Annotated in this window: 22 protein-coding genes; 13 read left to right on the top strand and 9 right to left on the bottom strand. The window is 65.5% G+C overall.

Annotation, left to right across the window (positions count from 1 at the left end):
* Positions 1-191 precede the first annotated feature (191 nt).
* From TGR7_RS09730 to TGR7_RS09715, 4 genes are all read right to left on the bottom strand, one after another.
* Positions 192-446, bottom strand: a complete 255-nt coding sequence (locus TGR7_RS09730) for a Txe/YoeB family addiction module toxin (protein WP_012638500.1) — start codon at positions 444-446, stop codon at positions 192-194.
* The gene (locus TGR7_RS09725) at positions 443-694 is read right to left on the bottom strand and encodes a type II toxin-antitoxin system Phd/YefM family antitoxin (protein ID WP_012638499.1); all 252 of its coding nucleotides are present in this window, start codon (positions 692-694) and stop codon (positions 443-445) included. Before TGR7_RS09725 ends, TGR7_RS09730 begins: the two co-directional genes overlap by 4 nt.
* A 92-nt stretch (positions 695-786) precedes the next feature.
* On the bottom strand, positions 787-1,548 hold the full coding sequence (locus tag TGR7_RS09720; RefSeq protein WP_012638498.1) for an ABC transporter permease: 762 nt from the start codon (positions 1,546-1,548) through the stop codon (positions 787-789).
* 203 nt (positions 1,549-1,751) lie between these two features.
* Positions 1,752-2,720 (bottom strand): ATP-binding cassette domain-containing protein, encoded by a 969-nt coding sequence (locus TGR7_RS09715; RefSeq protein ID WP_012638497.1) that lies wholly within the window; start codon positions 2,718-2,720, stop codon positions 1,752-1,754.
* A gap of 245 nt (positions 2,721-2,965) precedes the next feature.
* Between TGR7_RS09715 and minC the strand changes: the two genes are divergently transcribed.
* The 9 genes from minC (at position 2,966) to TGR7_RS09670 (ending at position 10,307) form a co-directional block, all read left to right on the top strand.
* Positions 2,966-3,694, top strand: a complete 729-nt coding sequence (minC, locus tag TGR7_RS09710; RefSeq protein WP_012638496.1) for a septum site-determining protein MinC — start codon at positions 2,966-2,968, stop codon at positions 3,692-3,694.
* 73 nt (positions 3,695-3,767) lie between these two features.
* Positions 3,768-4,577: a septum site-determining protein MinD gene (gene minD, locus TGR7_RS09705; protein WP_012638495.1), complete on the top strand. Its 810-nt coding sequence runs from the start codon at positions 3,768-3,770 to the stop codon at positions 4,575-4,577.
* 3 nt (positions 4,578-4,580) lie between these two features.
* Complete coding sequence (gene minE / locus TGR7_RS09700; RefSeq protein WP_012638494.1) at positions 4,581-4,838, top strand: cell division topological specificity factor MinE; 258 nt, start codon at positions 4,581-4,583, stop codon at positions 4,836-4,838.
* 25 nt (positions 4,839-4,863) lie between these two features.
* Positions 4,864-5,736, top strand: coding sequence for an NAD(P)-dependent oxidoreductase (locus TGR7_RS09695; RefSeq protein ID WP_012638493.1), 873 nt, complete (start codon positions 4,864-4,866; stop codon positions 5,734-5,736).
* A 190-nt stretch (positions 5,737-5,926) separates the two neighbouring features.
* Positions 5,927-6,508, top strand: coding sequence for a 3'-5' exonuclease family protein (locus TGR7_RS09690; RefSeq protein ID WP_012638492.1), 582 nt, complete (start codon positions 5,927-5,929; stop codon positions 6,506-6,508).
* Positions 6,509-6,540: 32 nt separating this feature from the next.
* Complete coding sequence (gene recQ / locus TGR7_RS09685) at positions 6,541-8,676, top strand: DNA helicase RecQ (protein WP_012638491.1); 2,136 nt, start codon at positions 6,541-6,543, stop codon at positions 8,674-8,676.
* Between the two features lie 264 nt (positions 8,677-8,940).
* Positions 8,941-9,270: a hypothetical protein gene (locus TGR7_RS09680; RefSeq protein WP_012638490.1), complete on the top strand. Its 330-nt coding sequence runs from the start codon at positions 8,941-8,943 to the stop codon at positions 9,268-9,270.
* 20 nt (positions 9,271-9,290) lie between these two features.
* Positions 9,291-9,686 carry a thiol-disulfide oxidoreductase DCC family protein gene (locus TGR7_RS09675; protein WP_041441491.1) on the top strand — a complete coding sequence of 132 codons (396 nt, stop codon included), beginning with the start codon at positions 9,291-9,293 and terminating at the stop codon, positions 9,684-9,686.
* Between the two features lie 21 nt (positions 9,687-9,707).
* On the top strand, positions 9,708-10,307 hold the full coding sequence (locus tag TGR7_RS09670) for a histidine phosphatase family protein (protein WP_012638488.1): 600 nt from the start codon (positions 9,708-9,710) through the stop codon (positions 10,305-10,307).
* 14 nt (positions 10,308-10,321) lie between these two features.
* On the opposite strand, the gene TGR7_RS09665 is transcribed toward TGR7_RS09670, so the two are convergent.
* Positions 10,322-10,885: a MarR family winged helix-turn-helix transcriptional regulator gene (locus TGR7_RS09665; protein ID WP_012638487.1), complete on the bottom strand. Its 564-nt coding sequence runs from the start codon at positions 10,883-10,885 to the stop codon at positions 10,322-10,324.
* A gap of 121 nt (positions 10,886-11,006) precedes the next feature.
* Between TGR7_RS09665 and TGR7_RS09660 the strand changes: the two genes are divergently transcribed.
* The 4 genes from TGR7_RS09660 to arsJ all read left to right on the top strand — a co-directional run bounded on the left by TGR7_RS09660 (position 11,007) and on the right by arsJ (position 14,174).
* Positions 11,007-11,240 (top strand): thioredoxin family protein, encoded by a 234-nt coding sequence (locus TGR7_RS09660; RefSeq protein ID WP_012638486.1) that lies wholly within the window; start codon positions 11,007-11,009, stop codon positions 11,238-11,240.
* 89 nt (positions 11,241-11,329) lie between these two features.
* Positions 11,330-11,683 carry a metalloregulator ArsR/SmtB family transcription factor gene (locus TGR7_RS09655; RefSeq protein ID WP_012638485.1) on the top strand — a complete coding sequence of 118 codons (354 nt, stop codon included), beginning with the start codon at positions 11,330-11,332 and terminating at the stop codon, positions 11,681-11,683.
* A 109-nt stretch (positions 11,684-11,792) separates the two neighbouring features.
* Positions 11,793-12,812 carry an ArsJ-associated glyceraldehyde-3-phosphate dehydrogenase gene (locus TGR7_RS09650; RefSeq protein WP_012638484.1) on the top strand — a complete coding sequence of 340 codons (1,020 nt, stop codon included), beginning with the start codon at positions 11,793-11,795 and terminating at the stop codon, positions 12,810-12,812.
* A 126-nt stretch (positions 12,813-12,938) separates the two neighbouring features.
* Positions 12,939-14,174, top strand: a complete 1,236-nt coding sequence (arsJ, locus tag TGR7_RS09645) for an organoarsenical effux MFS transporter ArsJ (protein ID WP_012638483.1) — start codon at positions 12,939-12,941, stop codon at positions 14,172-14,174.
* Positions 14,175-14,230: 56 nt separating this feature from the next.
* Here the strand turns inward: arsJ and TGR7_RS09640 are convergent, their stop codons facing one another.
* The 4 genes from TGR7_RS09640 to TGR7_RS09625 form a co-directional block, all read right to left on the bottom strand.
* The gene (locus tag TGR7_RS09640; RefSeq protein WP_012638482.1) at positions 14,231-14,419 is read right to left on the bottom strand and encodes a hypothetical protein; all 189 of its coding nucleotides are present in this window, start codon (positions 14,417-14,419) and stop codon (positions 14,231-14,233) included.
* Position 14,420: 1 nt separating this feature from the next.
* On the bottom strand, positions 14,421-14,924 hold the full coding sequence (locus TGR7_RS09635) for an Hsp20/alpha crystallin family protein (RefSeq protein WP_012638481.1): 504 nt from the start codon (positions 14,922-14,924) through the stop codon (positions 14,421-14,423).
* Positions 14,925-15,020: 96 nt separating this feature from the next.
* Positions 15,021-15,893 carry an ion transporter gene (locus TGR7_RS09630; protein WP_012638480.1) on the bottom strand — a complete coding sequence of 291 codons (873 nt, stop codon included), beginning with the start codon at positions 15,891-15,893 and terminating at the stop codon, positions 15,021-15,023.
* A gap of 177 nt (positions 15,894-16,070) precedes the next feature.
* Positions 16,071-17,012, bottom strand: coding sequence for an L-lactate dehydrogenase (locus TGR7_RS09625; protein WP_012638479.1), 942 nt, complete (start codon positions 17,010-17,012; stop codon positions 16,071-16,073).
* Positions 17,013-17,095 lie beyond the last annotated feature (83 nt).

Genomic DNA, 17,095 nt, shown 5'->3' with positions numbered 1-17,095 from the left:
GCTATGGGTTTCGCTCCAGAGCGGCGCCTACGAACGCGAATCCTTCGCCTGCTCCCGCGATCCCGGTGAGATATGCGGGCTATGTCCTAATGATCGGCCGCGGTGGGGAAACTGGCCCGGACTTCCCTGCGCCGATTGCAGGCTCAGATTAATCCCGCAGGCCTGCGCGACTCAATAGGGCGTCACAGTCTTCAGTAGTGATAACGAAGTTGCGCGATAAACACACTGTCATCGTCAGTCCGGTAAACGATGCGATGCTCACCGTCGATCCGGCGTGACCAGTAGCCCAATAGGGCATGTTTCAGTGGCTCGGGTTTCCCGATCCCTTCAAACGGAGATCGTTGGATCTCTGCAATCAACTGGTTGATGCGCTTGAGTGTTTTCTTGTCGGTCTTTTGCCAGTAAAGATAGTCTTCCCAGGCATTCGCCGAAAAGATGAGCTTCATTCGGCCAGCGTCCTTTCGCTACCGCCACCCGCATCAAGCTCGTTGATGGCGTCGAGGAGACGCCGGGCGTTCTTGGGATTGCGAAGCAGGTATGCCGTCTCCTCAAGCGCCTGGTAATCCTCAAGCGAAAGTATCACGACGGCACGGTCATTTTTCTTGGTGACAATGACGGGTTCGTGGTTCTCGCACACGGCATCGATGGTCTGTGCCAGATTGGCGCGCGCCTTGGTGTAGGTGATGGCATCCATCTGCGGAGCCCTCCAGCAATTATGTACAGGAAATTGTACACAAGTGTGGCGGTCCCAGCCAATGGCCTGATGCCATCGTGTCCTGCGGAATCTCAGCGAATCAGCCGTCTGCGGATCAGGCGCGTCGCAATCATCAGGCCGACCACCCCGTAAGCCGCGATGACCGCGAGATGCAGCAGCACCTGCGTCGGCATGGTGCCGGTCAGCAGCGGACGCACCAGTTCCACGGTGTGGGCCAGGGGCAGCAGGTAGGCGAGCATCTGCACCGGGGCCGGGAACTGCTCCAGGGGGAAGAACACGCCGGACAGCAGCAGCGTGGGCGTGATCACCAGGGTGAAGTAGTAGAGGAAGAAGTCGTAGCTCTTGGAGAAGGCGGTGACCACCATGGCGCAGGCGCCGAAGGTGAAGCCGGTGAGCAGCAGCACTGGCAGCGCCAGCAGGGCCCAGGCGTTGGCCACCAGCCCCAGCACCGCGGCCACCACCAGGATCGCCGCCGCGCTCATCAGTCCCTTGGTGGCCGCCCAGGCCACCTCGCCCAGCACGATGTCGTCCACGGTGAGCGGCGCGCCCAGCATGGCGCTCCAGGTGTGCTGCACGTCCATGCGGGTGTAGGCGGAGTACATGCCCTCGAAGCTGGCCGTGAACATGGCGCTGGAGCAGATGATGCCGGAGGCCAGGAACACCATGTAGGGCATCTCGCCCAGATCACCCACCAGCATGCCGAAGCCGTAGCCGAAGGCCAACAGGTAGAGCACCGGCTCGCCGAAGTTGCCCAGGACCGAGGGGATGAGGATCTTGCGCCAGACCTTGAGGTTGCGGCGCCAGACGTGGAGGAAGCGGAGGTTGGGGGACATGGGGTGGCGTTGTTCAGAGCGGCAGTATGTTGAGTTTCGGTTGCTTCGGAAACAGCGTGGATTTAAGTGCGAAGTGAGAATTGGAAAGTGGGACAAAGAGCAACAAACCCTATACCGCCTAAGCCGGTACGCCTGTGGTTTCCTCCCACTTCCCAATTCTCACTTCGCACTTAATTTCGTCCTTCCCAATTCACACTTCCCACTTAATCCCGCAGGTCATGCCCGGTGAGTTTCAAAAACACGTCCTCCAGGTTGGCCGGGCGATGCAGGTAGCGCAGGCCGTCGGCGTCCAGGCGTTCGAGCAGCGGGCGCGGGTCGTGGGTGTAGATCAGGGCGATGTCTCCGACCCGGTGCAGGCGCTCACCCTCGGGGAGCGCGCCCTGTTTGTCCAGCCACAGGGTGGCGGCGTTGCCGGAGAGTTCCACCACGTGGGGTTCGATGTGGGCCTGGATCAGGGCCCGGGGGCTGTCGCAGGCGATCACCCGGCCCCGGTCGATGATGGCCAGGCGGTCGCAGAGGCGCTCGGCCTCTTCCATGTAGTGGGTGGTGATGATCAGGGTGGTGTCCCGGGACAGCAGGGTGCGCAGGCGGTGCCAGATGTGGTGGCGCGCCTGGGGGTCGAGGCCCGTGGTGGGCTCGTCCAGGACCACCAGCTCCGGCTGGTTGATGAGCGCGCGGGCCAGGGTCAGGCGCCGCTTCATGCCGCCGGACAGGGACTGGATGTTGACGTCTTCCCGGCCCTTGAGGCTGGCGAATTCCAGCAGGTCCTCCACCCGCCGCGCGAGGGCCTCGCCCTTCAGGCCGAAGTAGCTGGCGTAGGTGACGAGGTTTTCCCGCACGGTGAAGTCCGGGTCCAGGGTATCGAACTGGGGCACCACGCCGATGCGGGTGCGGGCCTCCCGGGCGCGCTCGGGAATGGGTTCGCCCAGCACCGTGAGCTCGCCGGCATCCGGCGGGGTCAGGCCCAGGAGCATGCGCAGGGTGGTGGTCTTGCCGGCGCCGTTGGGGCCCAGCAGGCCGAAGCACTCGCCGGTGCGCACGGTCAGGTCCACCCCGTCCACCACGGTGCGCCCCTCGTAGCGCTTGGTCAGACCCCGGGCCTGGACCAGGGGCTGTTCGCGCTCGGGGCTGGGGCTGGCGAGGGGGGCTTGGCTTGTCCGTGAGGCCGGCATGACGGGGTCCAGGTGCTGCGGGAAAGGCGGGTGTCCTGAGTGCTCAGGACACCCGATGGTACGCGCCTGACCCGGTGCTGTCAGCGCCGGGGTGTCGAATCTGTGGTGTCAATCCTGCGTATTCCCGACCCGGCTGATACCATAGCCCCCTTCGACTGTTCCTCCGTACTGCCAAGGATTTCCGTGCCCTTCATGAGCCCCAGCAAGCACCTTCCGTCTCTTCAGCCCCGCCGGAACGCGGCCCCATGAGCGCCCAGGCCGCCGCCGCGACAGCCGCCGCCCTGCAGTTCAAGGGGCGCATGATCACCGTGACCCTGCTGCGTCTGCTCAGCCCCTCCCTGGAGGCGGTGGGCAGGGAGCTGGACGCGCGCCTGGCCGATGGCAGCGGTCTGCTCGCCGGGCTGCCCACGGTGCTGGACCTGGAGGCCCTGGGCGAATCCGCCGCCGGGCTGGAACTGGCGGCGCTGGCTGCAACGTTGCGCGCCCACGGGGTGTCCCTGATCGGCTTGCGCGAGCTGCCGGGGGAGGCCGGCGAGGCGCTGCGGACCCGCGCCGAGGCGGCGGGGCTCGCGGTGCTGAACGTGGACGGTTCCCGGGCGGCACCGCGCCGGGAGGTGGAGGTGTCGCCCCGGCCCGCCGCCGAACCGGTGCGCAGCCTGCTGGTGACCCAGCCGGTGCGTTCCGGTCAGCAGGTCTATGCCCGGGGCGGGGACCTGATCCTCACCGCGCCGGTGAGCGCCGGGGCCGAGGTGATGGCGGACGGCAATATCCACGTCTACGCGCCCCTGCGGGGCCGGGCCATGGCCGGGGTGCTGGGCGATAGCGGGGCGCGCATCTTCTGTCAGCGCCTGGACTGCGAACTGGTGGCCGTGGCCGGCCATTACCGCCTGAGCGAGCAGATCAGCGACGCGGAGCGGGCAGGGCCGGTGCAGGTGCGGCTGGAGGGTGAGAGCCTGGTGATCGAGGCTCTCTAGATTCCAGAAATAACTTAAATAATAATCTTCAATCTATTGTTTTTGAATAAATTAAACTGACGGAGAAGACTCTGTGGCGAAGATCGTCGTAGTAACCTCGGGCAAGGGCGGGGTGGGCAAGACCACCACCAGCGCCGCCATCTCCACCGGCCTGGCCCAGGCGGGCCATCGCACTGCGGTGGTGGATTTCGACGTGGGCCTGCGTAACCTGGACCTGATCATGGGGGTGGAGCGCCGGGTGGTGTACGACTTCGTCAACGTCATCAACGGCGACGCCAACCTGAAGCAGGCGCTGATCAAGGACAAGCGGGTGGAGGGGCTGTACATCCTGCCCGCCTCCCAGACCCGGGACAAGGACGCCCTGACCACCGAGGGTGTGGAAAAGGTCCTGAACGAGTTGGCCGAGGAGTTCGACTACATCGTCTGCGACAGCCCCGCCGGCATCGAGCGCGGCGCGCTGATGGCCGCCTACTTCGCCGATGAGGCCATCGTGGTCACCAACCCGGAGGTCTCCAGCGTGCGCGACTCCGACCGCATCCTGGGCATCCTGGCCAGCAAGACCCGCCATGCTGAGCAGGGCAAGGGCTCGATCCCCGGGCGGCTGCTGCTGACCCGTTATTCCCCGGAGCGGGTGGTCAAGGGCGAGATGCTGAGCGTGGAGGACGTGCAGGAGATCCTGGCCGTGGACCTGCTGGGGGTGATCCCCGAATCCCAGGCGGTGCTCAACGCCTCCAACGCCGGCACCCCGGTGATCATGGACGAGAGCTCCGATGCCGGTCAGGCCTACCAGGACGCGGTGGCCCGGTTCCTGGGCGAGGATCGGGAGCACCGCTTCCTCACCGTGCAGAAAAAGGGCCTGTTCGGCCGCCTGTTCGGGAGTTAAGCGATGAATTTCTTCAACTACTTCCGATCCCAGAAGAAGAAGTCCGCCCAGGTGGCCAAGGAACGGCTGCAGGTGATCGTGGCCCGGGAACGGGTGCACCGGGACGGCCCGGACTACCTGCCCAGGCTCCAGGAGGAGATTCTCAACGTGATCCGCAAGTACGTGCAGGTGGACGAGGACGCGGTGAGCATCCAGCTGGAGCGCGACGGCGACTGCGAGGTGCTGGAGCTGAATGTGACGTTGCCGGAGCACAAGGCCTGAGTATCAGCAACGAAGGAGACGCGCCATGAAGGTCGGCTACATCGGACTGGGCATCATGGGCCGCCCCATGGCGGCGAACCTGCTGAAGGCCGGCTACGAGGTGTGTGTCTGGGCGCGCCGGCCGGAGAGCCTGGAACCGCTCAAAGCCGCCGGTGCCACGGTGGCCGCCTCGCCCGCCGAGCTGGCGGGGCAGGTGGACGTGGTGTTCACCAACGTCTCCGACACCGCAGACGTGGAGGCGGTGCTGCTGGGCGAGAACGGCGTGATCCACGGCGCCCGTCCCGGGCTGATCGTGGTGGACCACAGCACCATCGCCGCCGGCGCCTCCCGGCGCATGGCTGAAAAGCTGGCGGGGCAGGGCATTCAGATGCTCGACGTGCCGGTCTCCGGCGGCGAGCAGGGGGCCATCGACGGCACGCTTACCCTGATGGTGGGTGGCGAGGCCGAGGCATTAGAAAAGGTGCGGCCCCTGCTGGAGGTGGTGGGCGGCACCATCACCCACGTGGGCGGCCCCGGCGCCGGCCAGATCGCCAAGACCTGCAACCAGATGATCGTGGCCCAGAGCCTGCAGGCCATCGGCGAGGCCTTCACCCTGGCCGAGGCAGCCGACGTCGACCCCGCCCGGGTGCGGGAGGCGCTGCTGGGCGGTTTCGCCTACTCGCGCATCCTGGAGGTCCACGGCCAGCGCATGCTGGACAAGAATTACCGCCCCGGCTTCAAGGCCCGGCTGCACCGCAAGGACATGGGCATCGCCCTGCAGACCGCCGCCGAACTGGGTGTGGCCACCCCCGGCTCCGCCGTGGCCACCCAGTTCATCAACGCCCTGGTGGGCCAGGACATGGGTGAGCTGGATTCCTCGGCGCTGGTGGAGATGCTGCGGCGGTTGAACAAGGGGTAGATTCGTTTGATGCGGTTGTGGTTAACGCAGAGGGCGCAAAGCCGCAAAGAACGCATAGTATTTTATTTAATTCAATAAATACAGGCTGTTATGGATTATATGTAATATTTTACTTAATCATTTTTGCGCTCTCTGCGTCTTTGCGTCCTCTGCGTTAAAAGTCGTCCCACCCTCTAATAACCGACGATACATGCCAGATTCCAAAGCCAATCCCGAGATCTACGTCTCCACCGACATCGAGGCCGACGGTCCCATCCCCGGCCCCCATTCCATGCTGAGCCTGGCCTCGGTGGCCTATGATCCGGACGGGCAGGAGATGGGCAGTTTCTCCGTGAACCTGGAGACCCTGGAAGGCGCCGAGGCCCATCCGCGCATGGTGGAGTGGTGGGCGCAGTTTCCCGAGGCGTGGGCCGAATGCCGCAAGGACCTGGTGGCGCCGGAGCCGGCCATGCAGGCCTACGCGGACTGGATCGAGGCCCTGCCCGGGCGGGCGGTGTTCGTGGGCTGGCCGGCGGGCTGGGACTTCATGTGGGTGTACTGGTACCTGATGCGCTTTACCGGCCGGCGCCCGTTCCACGAGAACGCCCTGGACATCCGCACCTACGCCATGGCCTTGCGGCGACTTGAATACCGCAAGAGCGGCAAGAGCTACCTGCCCAAGCGCTGGTTCTCCGAGCAGCGCCCCCACACCCACGTGGCCCTGGATGACGCCAGGGAGCAGGGGGAGCTGTTCATGCACATGCTCCGGGAAAACCGCCGGGACGAGACATGACCCAAACCCTCAATGGTCACAGGGAGGCGACCATGGATACAGCAAGACAGGTCCTGCGGGACACCTTCGGCTACCCCGATTTTCGCCCCACCCAGGGAGAGATCGTCGAACACCTGGTGGCGGGCAATGAGGCCCTGGTCCTCATGCCCACCGGCGGCGGCAAGTCGCTGTGCTACCAGATCCCCTCCCTGGTGCGGTCTGGCACCGGCATCGTGGTCTCGCCGCTGATCGCCCTGATGCAGGACCAGGTGGACGCACTCCGGCAGGTGGGCGTGCGTGCCGCGTTCCTGAACTCAAGCCTCGATGCCCGCACCGCCCGGGAGGTGGAACAGGCCCTGCTGGCCGGGGAGCTGGATCTCCTCTACGTGGCCCCCGAACGCCTCATGACCGAGCGCATGATGGACCTGCTCACGCGCAGCCGGCTGGCCCTGTTCGCCATCGACGAGGCCCACTGCGTGTCGCAATGGGGCCACAACTTCCGCCCCGAATACCTCAAGCTCTCCGCCCTGCACGAGCGTTTTCCCGAGGTGCCCCGGGTGGCACTCACCGCCACCGCTGACGCACCCACCCGCAAGGAGATCGCCGAGCGCCTGGGGCTCACCGAGGCCCGGCATTTCATCAGCGGCTTCGACCGGCCCAACATCCGTTACCGGGTGACCCAGAAACACGCCGGCACCCGCAACGAGCTGCTGCGTTTCATCAAGGACAATCACCCGGGCGAGGCAGGCATCGTCTACTGCCTGTCGCGCAAGAAGGTGGACGACACGGCCCAATGGCTGGAGGGCAAGGGCCTCACCGCGCTGCCCTATCACGCCGGTCTGGCCCAGGAGGTCCGCCAGGACCACCAGTCCCGCTTCCTGCGCGAGGAGGGGGTGATCGTGGTCGCCACCATCGCCTTCGGCATGGGCATCGACAAGCCCAACGTGCGCTTCGTGGCGCACCTGGACCTGCCCAAGAGCCTGGAGGCCTATTACCAGGAGACCGGCCGTGCCGGCCGCGACGGCCTGCCCGCGGATGCCTGGATGGCCTACGGCCTGCAGGACGTGATCATGTTGCGCCAGATGCTGGAGGCCTCCGAGGCGGAGGAGACCCACAAGCGCATCGAGCGGGCGCGCCTGGAGGCCATGCTGGGTTACTGCGAGCTGACCACCTGCCGCCGCCAGCGTCTGCTGGAGTACTTCGGCGAGCGCCTGCCCGAGCCCTGCGGCAACTGCGACACCTGCCTGGAGCCGCCCGAGACCTGGGATGCCACCGTGGCAGCCCAGAAGGCGCTCTCCTGTGTGCACCGCACCGGCCAGCGCTTCGGCGTGAACCACGTGCTGGACGTGCTGCTGGGCAAGGACAGCGAGCGCATCCGGCAACTGGGCCACGACAAGCTGTCCACCTACGGCATCGGCAAGGAACTGGACGCCCACCAGTGGCGCGCTGTGTTCCGCCAGCTGGTGGCCGCCGGCCTGCTCACCGTGGACGCCGAAGGTTTCGGCGCCCTGAAACTCACCGAGGCCTGCCGCCCCGTGCTGCGCGGCGAACAGGAAGTCTGGCTGCGCAAGGATGCCCGCCCGCCCCGGGGCGGGGGTCGCAAAGAGCGGGTCAGCAAGCGGGTCTCCACGGGCCCCGTGGACGGACCCGGCGAGGCCCTGTTCGACGCCCTGCGCGCCCTGCGCCGCAGTCTCGCCGATGCCCAGGACGTGCCCGCCTACGTGATCTTCAACGACGCCACCCTGCGCGAGATGGTGGCGGTCCAGCCCCGCACCCTGGACGAGCTGGCGGAGGTCTCCGGTGTCGGCCAGCGCAAGCTTTCCCAGTACGGCGAGGATTTCCTGTCGGTGATCCTGGAGTATGCCGGGTCCGGGGATGACAGCGGTGTCAGCGACACGGTGCTGGAGACCCTGTCCCTGTTCCGCCTGGGCTTCGACGCCGAGGCCATCGCCGCCCGGCGCGGGCTGACCACGGACACCGTCTACAACCACCTGGCCCGCTCGGTGCAGGCCGGGGAGATTCCTTTGCGCGAGGCGGTGGGCTTGTCCGATGCCGAGCTCAAGCAGGTGGAAGAGGCCTTCGATGCCCATTTCGATCCGGCGGCGCCGGCGCTTCGGCCGGTGTTTGATGCGCTGGATGGGGTGTATTCGTATGGGGTGTTGCGGTGTGTGCAGGCGGGGAGGGGGTAGGGGTTTGGGGTTGATCGTGGCTTTTGCAGACAGATTCAAAATCTAAGTCAAAGGCTTCCGAGCCCCGTGCAACGGGGATCGGAAGCCTTTGATCTTGCTCTTGTCTTAAGACCCGAATTCCGTGTCGAATCAGAAGCCATTGGCTTCGACCGTGACATGTACCAATCCATTCCCCAGGTGTCCGTGCGGGAATAGAACTTTCCCCCCATCCCCGCACCCAATACAAAATCGCCCCACCCACTCTGAAACAAGAGGGCACCCCCCATGCCATCCAAGCTGCCATTCAACTACACCACCCCCACCGGCGAACGCTTCGAGGTGGAGTTCGAACTGCATCCGGACACCGTCTCCGCCATGCGGGTAAGTCAGCTGCTGGAACGGCTCATGGACACCCTGGACCACGAGATCGGCATCCTCGGCAACACCGCCAACGGCGACGTGCTGCAGGCCCTGACCATGGCCCTGTCCCTTCGGGCGGGGATGATCCATGCGAACCCGGAAGTGACGGGGCAGCTGTGCAAGGACCTGCTGGACCGGGCGCTGAAGAGCGTGGACAACAGCCGGCGCAGCCATGACCTGTCGGGACACGCCTGAACATGCCCCCAACTCACGCTATGAGCACACATGCCATGAACGATGTCCGCCCCGTGGTCCTGTTCGACGGCGGCTGCCCCCTGTGCCGTAAGGAGATCGCCCATTACAGGCGGCTCGACTCGAAGGGACGCATCCGCTGGGAGGACATCCACGCGGACCGCGACATCCCCGGCCGGCACGGGCTGGCGTGGGAGGACACCATGATGCGTCTGCATGTGGTGGAGGCGGATGGCGGGATCCGCACCGGCGCCCATGCCTTCGCGGCCATCTGGGACCGTCTGCCGGGTTACCGCTGGCTGAGTCGGGTGCTGCGGGCCATTCCGGGCGTGCTGGGTCTGGTGGATGCGGCCTATACGCGCTTCGCCCGCTGGCGCTGGCGGCGGCGCTGCGAAACCGGGACCTGTGACATTCGTTAGATCGTTCGTGAGGTGCAGTCCATGAAACCGCGCGTTTCCGTGTTGCATGCCGTCACAACCCGCCTGGCAGGCCTCACGGCCATGTTGTTGCTGCTGGCGGCATCCTTGTTCGCCACTCCCGCCCGGGCGGACGAGGCGTCACTGTTCGCCCTGCTCAAGCAGCCGGGCCATGTGCTCCTCATGCGCCATACCCTGGCCCCGGGCATCGGCGATCCGGAGGGGTTCGTGCTGGAAGACTGCCGCACCCAGCGCAACCTCTCCGATACCGGACAGGTGCAGGCACGGGAACTGGGTGAGCGCCTGCGCGCCGGGGGGATCGAGTCGGCCCGGGTCTATTCCAGCCGCTGGTGCCGTTGTCTGGATACCGCCACCGGACTGGGGCTGGGCCCGGTGATCCCGCTGACCGCCCTGGATTCGGTGTTCCAGCGGCGCCACGAGACCGAGGCGCGCACTCGCGCCCTGCGGGACTTCCTGGCCGCTCTGGAACCGGGTGAGCCGGTCATCCTGGTCACGCACCAGATGAACGTCAGGGCGCTGACCGGGCGTTCCACCGGCGTCGGCGAGGGCCTGCTGCTCAATGTGGAGGATCCCGAGAATGTCCGGGTGGTGGGGGTGTTCTGAGCGAGCGGTACCGCTCAGCCGTGGGGCGCGGCCTCCCGGCGCCATTCACGACAGATCCTGATCCGTTGCCGGTCGTCCAGGGGTTCACCGGTCAGGCCGCAGCGCCAGCCCCCGTCTTCCTGCAGAAAATGCGCGCAGTGCTGACACACGCCGAAGGCCTGGTTGTTGTTCAGGTGCTGGAGGGTCGTCAGCAAAGTGTGCAGCCCCTCTTCCAGGACCTCCCGTGAATTCAGGTCACCGGGCATGGCCTTGTCCAGGCGCTGTGTCCAGGTCTCCTCCAGCAGCGCTTCCCCTTTCTTCGTCAGTTTCAGATGCACGCGCTTGCCATGGCGCGGGTCGGGCTCCTTGCGCAACAGACCCTTGCCCTCCAGCACCGCCAGGGTCTGGGAGACCGTGCCCCGGGTGATGCCGAAGTACTCGGCGACCGCGATGGGGATGTCGCTGTAGCGGTTGGCCTGGGCCAGGTAGCCGAGGATCTGGAACTGGATGGGCAGCAGCCCGTGGCGGGCCGCATCCTCCCGCACCGCCTGCTGCATCAGGGCGGAGAGGCGTTCGAACAGGGCATGGGTACGATTCATGGCGTCAATGTATCGCCTCAAAGCATTCCTTGACTAGGGGTGTATCGAGTCTATACTTCACGCATGTATCGACACGATACATGTGTGAAGTATAGACCCCCTAAACAAGAGGAGTTCCATCATGAGCAAGGCCATCTTCTTTCATGCCGGTTGCCCTGTCTGCGTCAGCGTCGAGGCGCAGTTCGTGGGTGCCCTGGATCCTTCCCGCTACCAGGTGGAGGTGGTCCATCTGGGCCAGGATGCCTCCCGGCTCGCCGAGGCCGAACGCTACGGCGTGAAGTCCGTGCCCGCCCTGGTCATGGACGGCCAGACCTTCCATATCAACTTCGGTGCGGCACTCTCCGATCTGAAGTGATCTCCCCCGGCGGGGTGTGGGCCCGCATCCCGCCAGCTGTCATATCACTGTGATAGCGAAGGATCCTTGGTTTGGATATATTCGGCTGTATGAATATAAAGCCGGAAGCCCTGTTTAATGCCCTCTCGGACACCACCCGCCTGCGTTGCCTGGCCCTGCTGCGCGCCGAGGGGGAGCTGTGTGTGTGCGAAATCACCCACGCCCTGGACCTGCTGCAGCCTCGTATCTCCAGGCATCTCGCCCAGTTGCGTGAATCCGGCCTGCTGCTGGATGAGCGTCGGGGACAGTGGGTCTACTACCGCATGAACCCCCAACTGCCCGCCTGGACGGACGCGGTCATCGCCACCAGCCTGGAGGCGGTCCGGGACCAGGAACCCTATCTCACCGACCGCCGGCGCCTTGAGACCATGGTCGAGCGACCCGGCCGGCTGTGTTGCGCCTGAAGGACGTCATCTGCGGGTCACAAAGCATCCGTAGCATCTGACCCATTTTGTCTGCACCCCTGCCGGGCTCGACCGTGCGCCGGCGCTGCACTTTCATGGAGAGCAAGCAATGAGCATTCGCGTTGGCATCAACGGCTTCGGCCGCATGGGTCGCCTGGGGCTTCGCGCCGGCTGGGGCATGGCGCCGCTTGAGTTCGTGCACGTGAACGAGACCGCCGGCGACGCGACCTGTTCAGCCCATCTGCTGGAGTTCGACTCGGTGCATGGCCGCTGGCCCCACGAGATCCGCGCCGAGGCCGACGCCTTCAGCGTGGACGGGCAGCGCATCAGCCACAGCAGCGGCAAGACGCCCGGCGAGGTGGACTGGGCCGGCATGGGCATCGACATCGTCATCGAGGCCTCGGGCAAGTTCCGCACCGTGGAATCGCTCAAACCCTATTTCGACCAGGGTGTGAAGAAGGTCATCGTGGCCGCGCCCGTGAAGGACCCCTCGGTGCTCAACGTAGTGGTGGGGGTCAACGACCACCTCTACGACCCGGCCCGCCATCACCTCATCACCGCGGCCTCCTGCACCACCAACTGCCTGGCGCCGGTGGTGAAGGTGATGCACGAGGGCATCGGCATCCGCCACGGCACCATGACCACCATCCACGACATGACCAATACCCAGACCCTGGTGGACACCGGCCACAAGGATCTGCGCCGGGCCCGGGCCGCGAGCCTGTCCCTGATCCCCACCAGCACCGGTTCCGCCAGGGCCATCGGCGATATCTTCCCGGAGCTGAACGGGCGCCTGAACGGACACGCCGTGCGCGTGCCGCTCTTGAATGCCTCGCTGACGGATTTCGTGTTCGAGGCCCAGCGGGAGACCACGGTGGAGGAGGTCAACGGCCTGCTGCGCGCGGCCGCAGAGGGTCCGCTCAAGGGCATCCTGGGCTACGAGGAGCGCCCGCTGGTCTCCGTCGACTACAAGGACGACACCCGCTCGTCCATCGTCGACGCGCCCTCGACCCTGGTGATCAACGGCACCCAGGTGAAGGTGCTCGCCTGGTACGACAACGAGATCGGCTACGTGAACCGCATGATGGAACTGGCGGTGAAGGTTGCACTTTTGAAGTGGGAAGGGTGAATTGGGGATGGCAGTACGAAGTGTGAATCTGGAAGTGAGAATTGAAAGGCCTTTTCTTCGCACTTCCCAATTCTTACTTCGCACTTAACATCGCCTCTGCGGCAAAGTCTTTGTCCTGAACGACCAATGCAAGCAAACACGACACCGCTCGGTCTGCGCCCCTACGCGATGATCACGGCCAATTACTGGGCCTTCACCATCACCGACGGGGCGATCCGCATGCTGGTGGTGCTGTACTTCCACATGCTGGGGTACTCGCCGCTGGAGATCGCGCTGCTGTTCCTGTTCTACGAGTTCTTCGGCATCGTCACCAACCTGGTGGGCGGCTGGCTCGCTGCGCGCCTGGGGCTCAACACCACCATGATCCTCGGCACGGGTTTGCAGGTGTTCGCCCTGCTCATGCTCACCGTGCCCGATGCCTGGCTGGGGGTGGCCTACGTGATGTTCGCCCAGGCGCTCTCGGGCATTGCCAAGGACCTGAACAAGATGAGCGCCAAGTCTGGCGTGAAGCTGGTGCTGGGGCAGGGGGGCGAGGGCCGGCTGTTCAAGTGGGTGGCCGTGCTGACCGGCTCCAAGAACGCGCTCAAGGGCGCCGGCTTCTTCGTGGGCGGGGCGCTGCTCTACGCGGTCGGATTCCGCTGGGCACTGGTGTGCCTGGCGGGCGGGCTGTTCCTGGTGGCGATCTTCGCGGTGCGTGGCCTGCCCGCGGGCCTGGGGCGGGCCCCTGGCAAGCCCAAGTTCGGTCAGATGTTCTCCAACACCCGGGAGATCAACTGGCTCTCGGCGGCGCGCTTCTTCCTGTTCGGCGCCCGGGACGTGTGGTTCGTGGTGGGCCTGCCGGTGTTCCTCTCGGCGGTGCTCGGCTGGAACCACATGCAGGTGGGCGCCTTCCTGGCCCTGTGGGTGATCGGCTACGGCATCGTGCAGGCCTCGGTGCCCCGGCTGATCCGTTCATCCAAGGCCATCGGGGACCCCGACGGCGGTACGGCCAGACGCTGGGCCTTCGCCCTGGCGCTGGTGCCGGCGGGGATTGCCATCGCGCTGATGCAGGGCCTGGACCCGGCCTGGACCCTGATCATCGGCCTGGGGCTGTTCGGCGTGGTGTTCGCCATCAACTCCGCCGTGCATTCCTTCCTGATCCTGGCCTACGCGGATCACGACAAGGTGGCCATGAAGGTGGGCTTCTACTACATGGCCAACGCCGGCGGCCGCCTGCTGGGCACGGTGCTTTCCGGCTGGGTCTACCAGACCCAGGGGCTGGAGGGGTGCCTGTGGTGGTCGGTGGGGTTTGTGGTGGCGGCGGGTGTTCTTTCGCTGAAACTGCCTAAAAGTACGAAGGGTGAATTGGGAAGTGGGAAGTAAAGGCATTTGAATTCCCACTTCCCACTTCCCACTTCCCAATTCACCCTTCCCACTTCCTAAAAGTCCCTCCGCTCCCAGAGATCATCCTGCTTCTGCCGCCGGTCCTTGCCGGAGCGGCGGGGATCCTTCTCCGGCTCGAAGCGCACCATCTCGCGCCGGTCCTTGCCGGAACGCCGGTCCTTGCCGGAGCGGCGTTCCGGACCCGCGTAGGTGTTGCCGTTGATGATGGGGCTGTCGTCGCTCATGTCAGGCTCCCTGGACGGGGATGCGCCGGCCAAGGGCGCGCAGGTTCTTGGGCAGGGTCACGGTCAGCACGCCGTTGTGGTACTTGGCCCTGGCGCCCTGGGGGTCCACGGGGACGGGCAGGGGGACCATGCGCTCGAAGCGGCCGTAGGCCCGCTCCATCACGTAGAAACGGCCCCGGGCCTGTTCCCGTTCAAGGTGCTTCTCGCCGCTGACCACCAGGTGATCATCCACCACCTGGATCTCGAAGTCCTTGGACTCCATGCCGGGGATCTCCAGGCCGATGATGAGTGCGTCATCGGTCTCGCGGACCTCCGAGGCCAGCACGCCCCAGCGGGCGGCGTTGCGGGCCACGCCGGCCTCAACACTCTCCACCGGGCCTTCGGCGGAGCTGGGGTGGAAGCGGGTCAGTGCGCTGCCGGCGCGTTCGCGCAGCTGCTGCCAGCCGCGGCTCAGGGTGTCGAGGGCATGGCCGAAGCCTTCCCTGATCTGGTCCAGTGTGCTCATGGCGACGCTCCTGTGATGACGCTCTCGTTAAAGAGTGTAGCCCGCTGCGCCTGCGAATCGTAGGGGCATTACGACCGGGCACACGGTCTGGCCTGCCTATCCGGGCCTGCGCAGCTCCTCCCGCAGGGCCCGGATCTCCTCGCGCAGGGCGCGCAGGTCCTGGTGCAGCTGCTGGTTTTCGCTCTCCACCCGGGTGAGATCCTGGTGCAGCTGCGCGCTCTCGGCATGCACCACCGTGGTGATGGTCTTTTCCTCGAACTTCTGTTGCTCCTCGGCCAGGGTCTGCATGGTGTTGACGATGATGGCGATGAACAGGTTCAGGATGGTGAAGGTGGCCACCAGGATGAAGGGCACGAAGAACACCCAGGCGTAGGGATGGGTCTCCATCACCGGCCGTGCGATGCCCATGGACCAGCTCTCCAGGGTCATGACCTGGAACAGGGTGTACATGGAACGGCCGATTGATCCGAACCATTCCGGGTGATCTTTGGCGAACAGCCCGGTGGCAATGACTGCGAACACGTAGAACAGGATGATGAGCAGGCCGAAGATGGACGCGATCCCCGGGATCGCCCGCAGCAGGGCCTCCACCACGAAACGCAGCTTCGGAATCATGGACACCAGGCGCAGCAGACGCAGGATTCGCAGCACCGCGAAGGGGCCCGAGGCCGGAATCAGGGCGATACCCACCACCAGGAAGTCGAACACGTTCCAGGGATTGCGAAAAAAGCGCAGGCCCTTGGCGTAGAGCTTGATCAGGATCTCCACCACGAACACGCCCAGGATCACCCGGTCGGCGCCGATCAGCCAGTCGCCGATACGGGCCATGATGTCCGGGTCGGTCTCCAGGCCCAGGATGGCGGCGTTGATCAGGATCAGGGCGATGATGACCCGCTGCACCGGGCCGGATTCGATCCAGCGCCCGGCGCGTTCGCGCAGGCCCGGATTCACACCAGGGGTGTGGAACATGGTTGGGTGTCTCCAGAAGGGGATCGGACTAAGGCGGGCGGAAGGATAGGGGAAGGAAGTGGCTAGTCTCAAGTGGCTAGTGGCAAGGAACACCACCCTCACGGTGTACTCCCTCCCCCGCAACGCGGGGGAGGGCTGGGGTGGGGCCCCTTGCCACTAGCCACTTGAGACTAGCCACTAGATTTCCATCCCCTCCAGGCCTCCCCGCAGCACGGCGGCCGAGGCGTGCAGGCCTGCACGCTCCTGTTCGGAGACCTCCGGCGGTACCCGGCATTCCACCCCCCGGGAACCCACCACGCAGGGGATGCTCAGGCACAGTCCCGGCTCGATGCCGTAGATCCCGGCCGGGTCCACGCTCACGGGCAGGACGCTCTTCTGGTCCTCCAGGATCACCCGCACCAGGTAGGCGATCACCAGGCCGATGGCGGTGTTGGTGTAGCCCTTGCGGGCGATGATGTCGTAGGCGGCGCCGCGTACCTGCTGGAAGATGCGTTCCATGGCCCCGGCGTCGAAGGGCTTGCAGCTGATCTCGTGGCCCATGATGGGCAGGCCGCCGATGCTGGCGCTGCTCCAGATGGCCACCTCGGAATCGCCGTGCTCCCCCAGGATATAGGCATGCACGGAGCGGGGATTCACGTCGTAGTGCTCGCCAAGCAGGGCGCGGAACCGGGAGGTGTCCAGCATGGTGCCGGTGCCGATCACCGCCTCCGGGGGGCGCTTGCTCAGGCGCTGCATCACGGTGGTGAGGATATCCACCGGGTTGGTGGCGATCACCAGCACCGCCTCCGGGGCGTTGCGATCCAGCTGCTCGGCGATCTCCCGGAATACCGCCGCGTTGCGGTTGAGCAGGTCCAGGCGGGTCTCGCCGGGCTTCTGGCCGACGCCCGCGCAGATCACGATCACCCCGCAGCCGGCCAGGTCCGCGTAGTCGCCGGCGCGCACCGTCACCCGGCCCACCAGGGCCTGGCCGTGCATCAGGTCCATGGCCTCGCCCTCGGCCCGGCGGGGGTCCTTGTCCACCAGCACCAGGCTGCTGGCGATCTGGCGCTGGAACAGGGCATAGGCGGCGGCCATGCCGACGTTGCCCGTGCCGATGATGCCTACCGTGTTCTTGGACATGGGGGATTGCCTCCCTTGGATTTGCGTGTAAGGATTCCGAGAGGTTTATCAGAAAGAACGTTGCAAACGCATGTTCTTGATCA

The organism is Thioalkalivibrio sulfidiphilus HL-EbGr7 (assembly GCF_000021985.1).
Lineage (GTDB): Bacteria > Pseudomonadota > Gammaproteobacteria > Ectothiorhodospirales > Ectothiorhodospiraceae > Thioalkalivibrio_A > Thioalkalivibrio_A sulfidiphilus.
Note: the sequence above shows the minus strand (reverse complement) of the source record. Positions and strands in the feature narration are given on the sequence as shown.

Bases quoted from the DNA above. Each gene is read 5' to 3' on its own strand.
- TGR7_RS09640 (WP_012638482.1), bottom strand. From the start codon at position 14,419: ATGAGCGACGACAGCCCCATCATCAACGGCAACACCTACGCGGGTCCG.
- TGR7_RS09660 (WP_012638486.1), top strand. From the start codon at position 11,007: ATGAGCAAGGCCATCTTCTTTCATGCCGGTTGCCCTGTCTGCGTCAGC.
- recQ (WP_012638491.1), top strand. From the start codon at position 6,541: ATGGATACAGCAAGACAGGTCCTGCGGGACACCTTCGGCTACCCCGAT.
- TGR7_RS09625 (WP_012638479.1), bottom strand. From the start codon at position 17,012: ATGTCCAAGAACACGGTAGGCATCATCGGCACGGGCAACGTCGGCATG.
- TGR7_RS09715 (WP_012638497.1), bottom strand. From the start codon at position 2,720: ATGCCGGCCTCACGGACAAGCCAAGCCCCCCTCGCCAGCCCCAGCCCC.
- TGR7_RS09655 (WP_012638485.1), top strand. From the start codon at position 11,330: ATGAATATAAAGCCGGAAGCCCTGTTTAATGCCCTCTCGGACACCACC.
- TGR7_RS09720 (WP_012638498.1), bottom strand. From the start codon at position 1,548: ATGTCCCCCAACCTCCGCTTCCTCCACGTCTGGCGCCGCAACCTCAAG.
- arsJ (WP_012638483.1), top strand. From the start codon at position 12,939: ATGCAAGCAAACACGACACCGCTCGGTCTGCGCCCCTACGCGATGATC.
- minE (WP_012638494.1), top strand. From the start codon at position 4,581: ATGAATTTCTTCAACTACTTCCGATCCCAGAAGAAGAAGTCCGCCCAG.
- TGR7_RS09630 (WP_012638480.1), bottom strand. From the start codon at position 15,893: ATGTTCCACACCCCTGGTGTGAATCCGGGCCTGCGCGAACGCGCCGGG.
- TGR7_RS09650 (WP_012638484.1), top strand. From the start codon at position 11,793: ATGAGCATTCGCGTTGGCATCAACGGCTTCGGCCGCATGGGTCGCCTG.
- TGR7_RS09635 (WP_012638481.1), bottom strand. From the start codon at position 14,924: ATGAGCACACTGGACCAGATCAGGGAAGGCTTCGGCCATGCCCTCGAC.
- TGR7_RS09665 (WP_012638487.1), bottom strand. From the start codon at position 10,885: ATGAATCGTACCCATGCCCTGTTCGAACGCCTCTCCGCCCTGATGCAG.
- TGR7_RS09690 (WP_012638492.1), top strand. From the start codon at position 5,927: ATGCCAGATTCCAAAGCCAATCCCGAGATCTACGTCTCCACCGACATC.
- TGR7_RS09675 (WP_041441491.1), top strand. From the start codon at position 9,291: ATGAGCACACATGCCATGAACGATGTCCGCCCCGTGGTCCTGTTCGAC.
- TGR7_RS09680 (WP_012638490.1), top strand. From the start codon at position 8,941: ATGCCATCCAAGCTGCCATTCAACTACACCACCCCCACCGGCGAACGC.
- TGR7_RS09695 (WP_012638493.1), top strand. From the start codon at position 4,864: ATGAAGGTCGGCTACATCGGACTGGGCATCATGGGCCGCCCCATGGCG.
- TGR7_RS09670 (WP_012638488.1), top strand. From the start codon at position 9,708: ATGAAACCGCGCGTTTCCGTGTTGCATGCCGTCACAACCCGCCTGGCA.
- TGR7_RS09730 (WP_012638500.1), bottom strand. From the start codon at position 446: ATGAAGCTCATCTTTTCGGCGAATGCCTGGGAAGACTATCTTTACTGG.
- TGR7_RS09725 (WP_012638499.1), bottom strand. From the start codon at position 694: ATGGATGCCATCACCTACACCAAGGCGCGCGCCAATCTGGCACAGACC.
- minC (WP_012638496.1), top strand. From the start codon at position 2,966: ATGAGCGCCCAGGCCGCCGCCGCGACAGCCGCCGCCCTGCAGTTCAAG.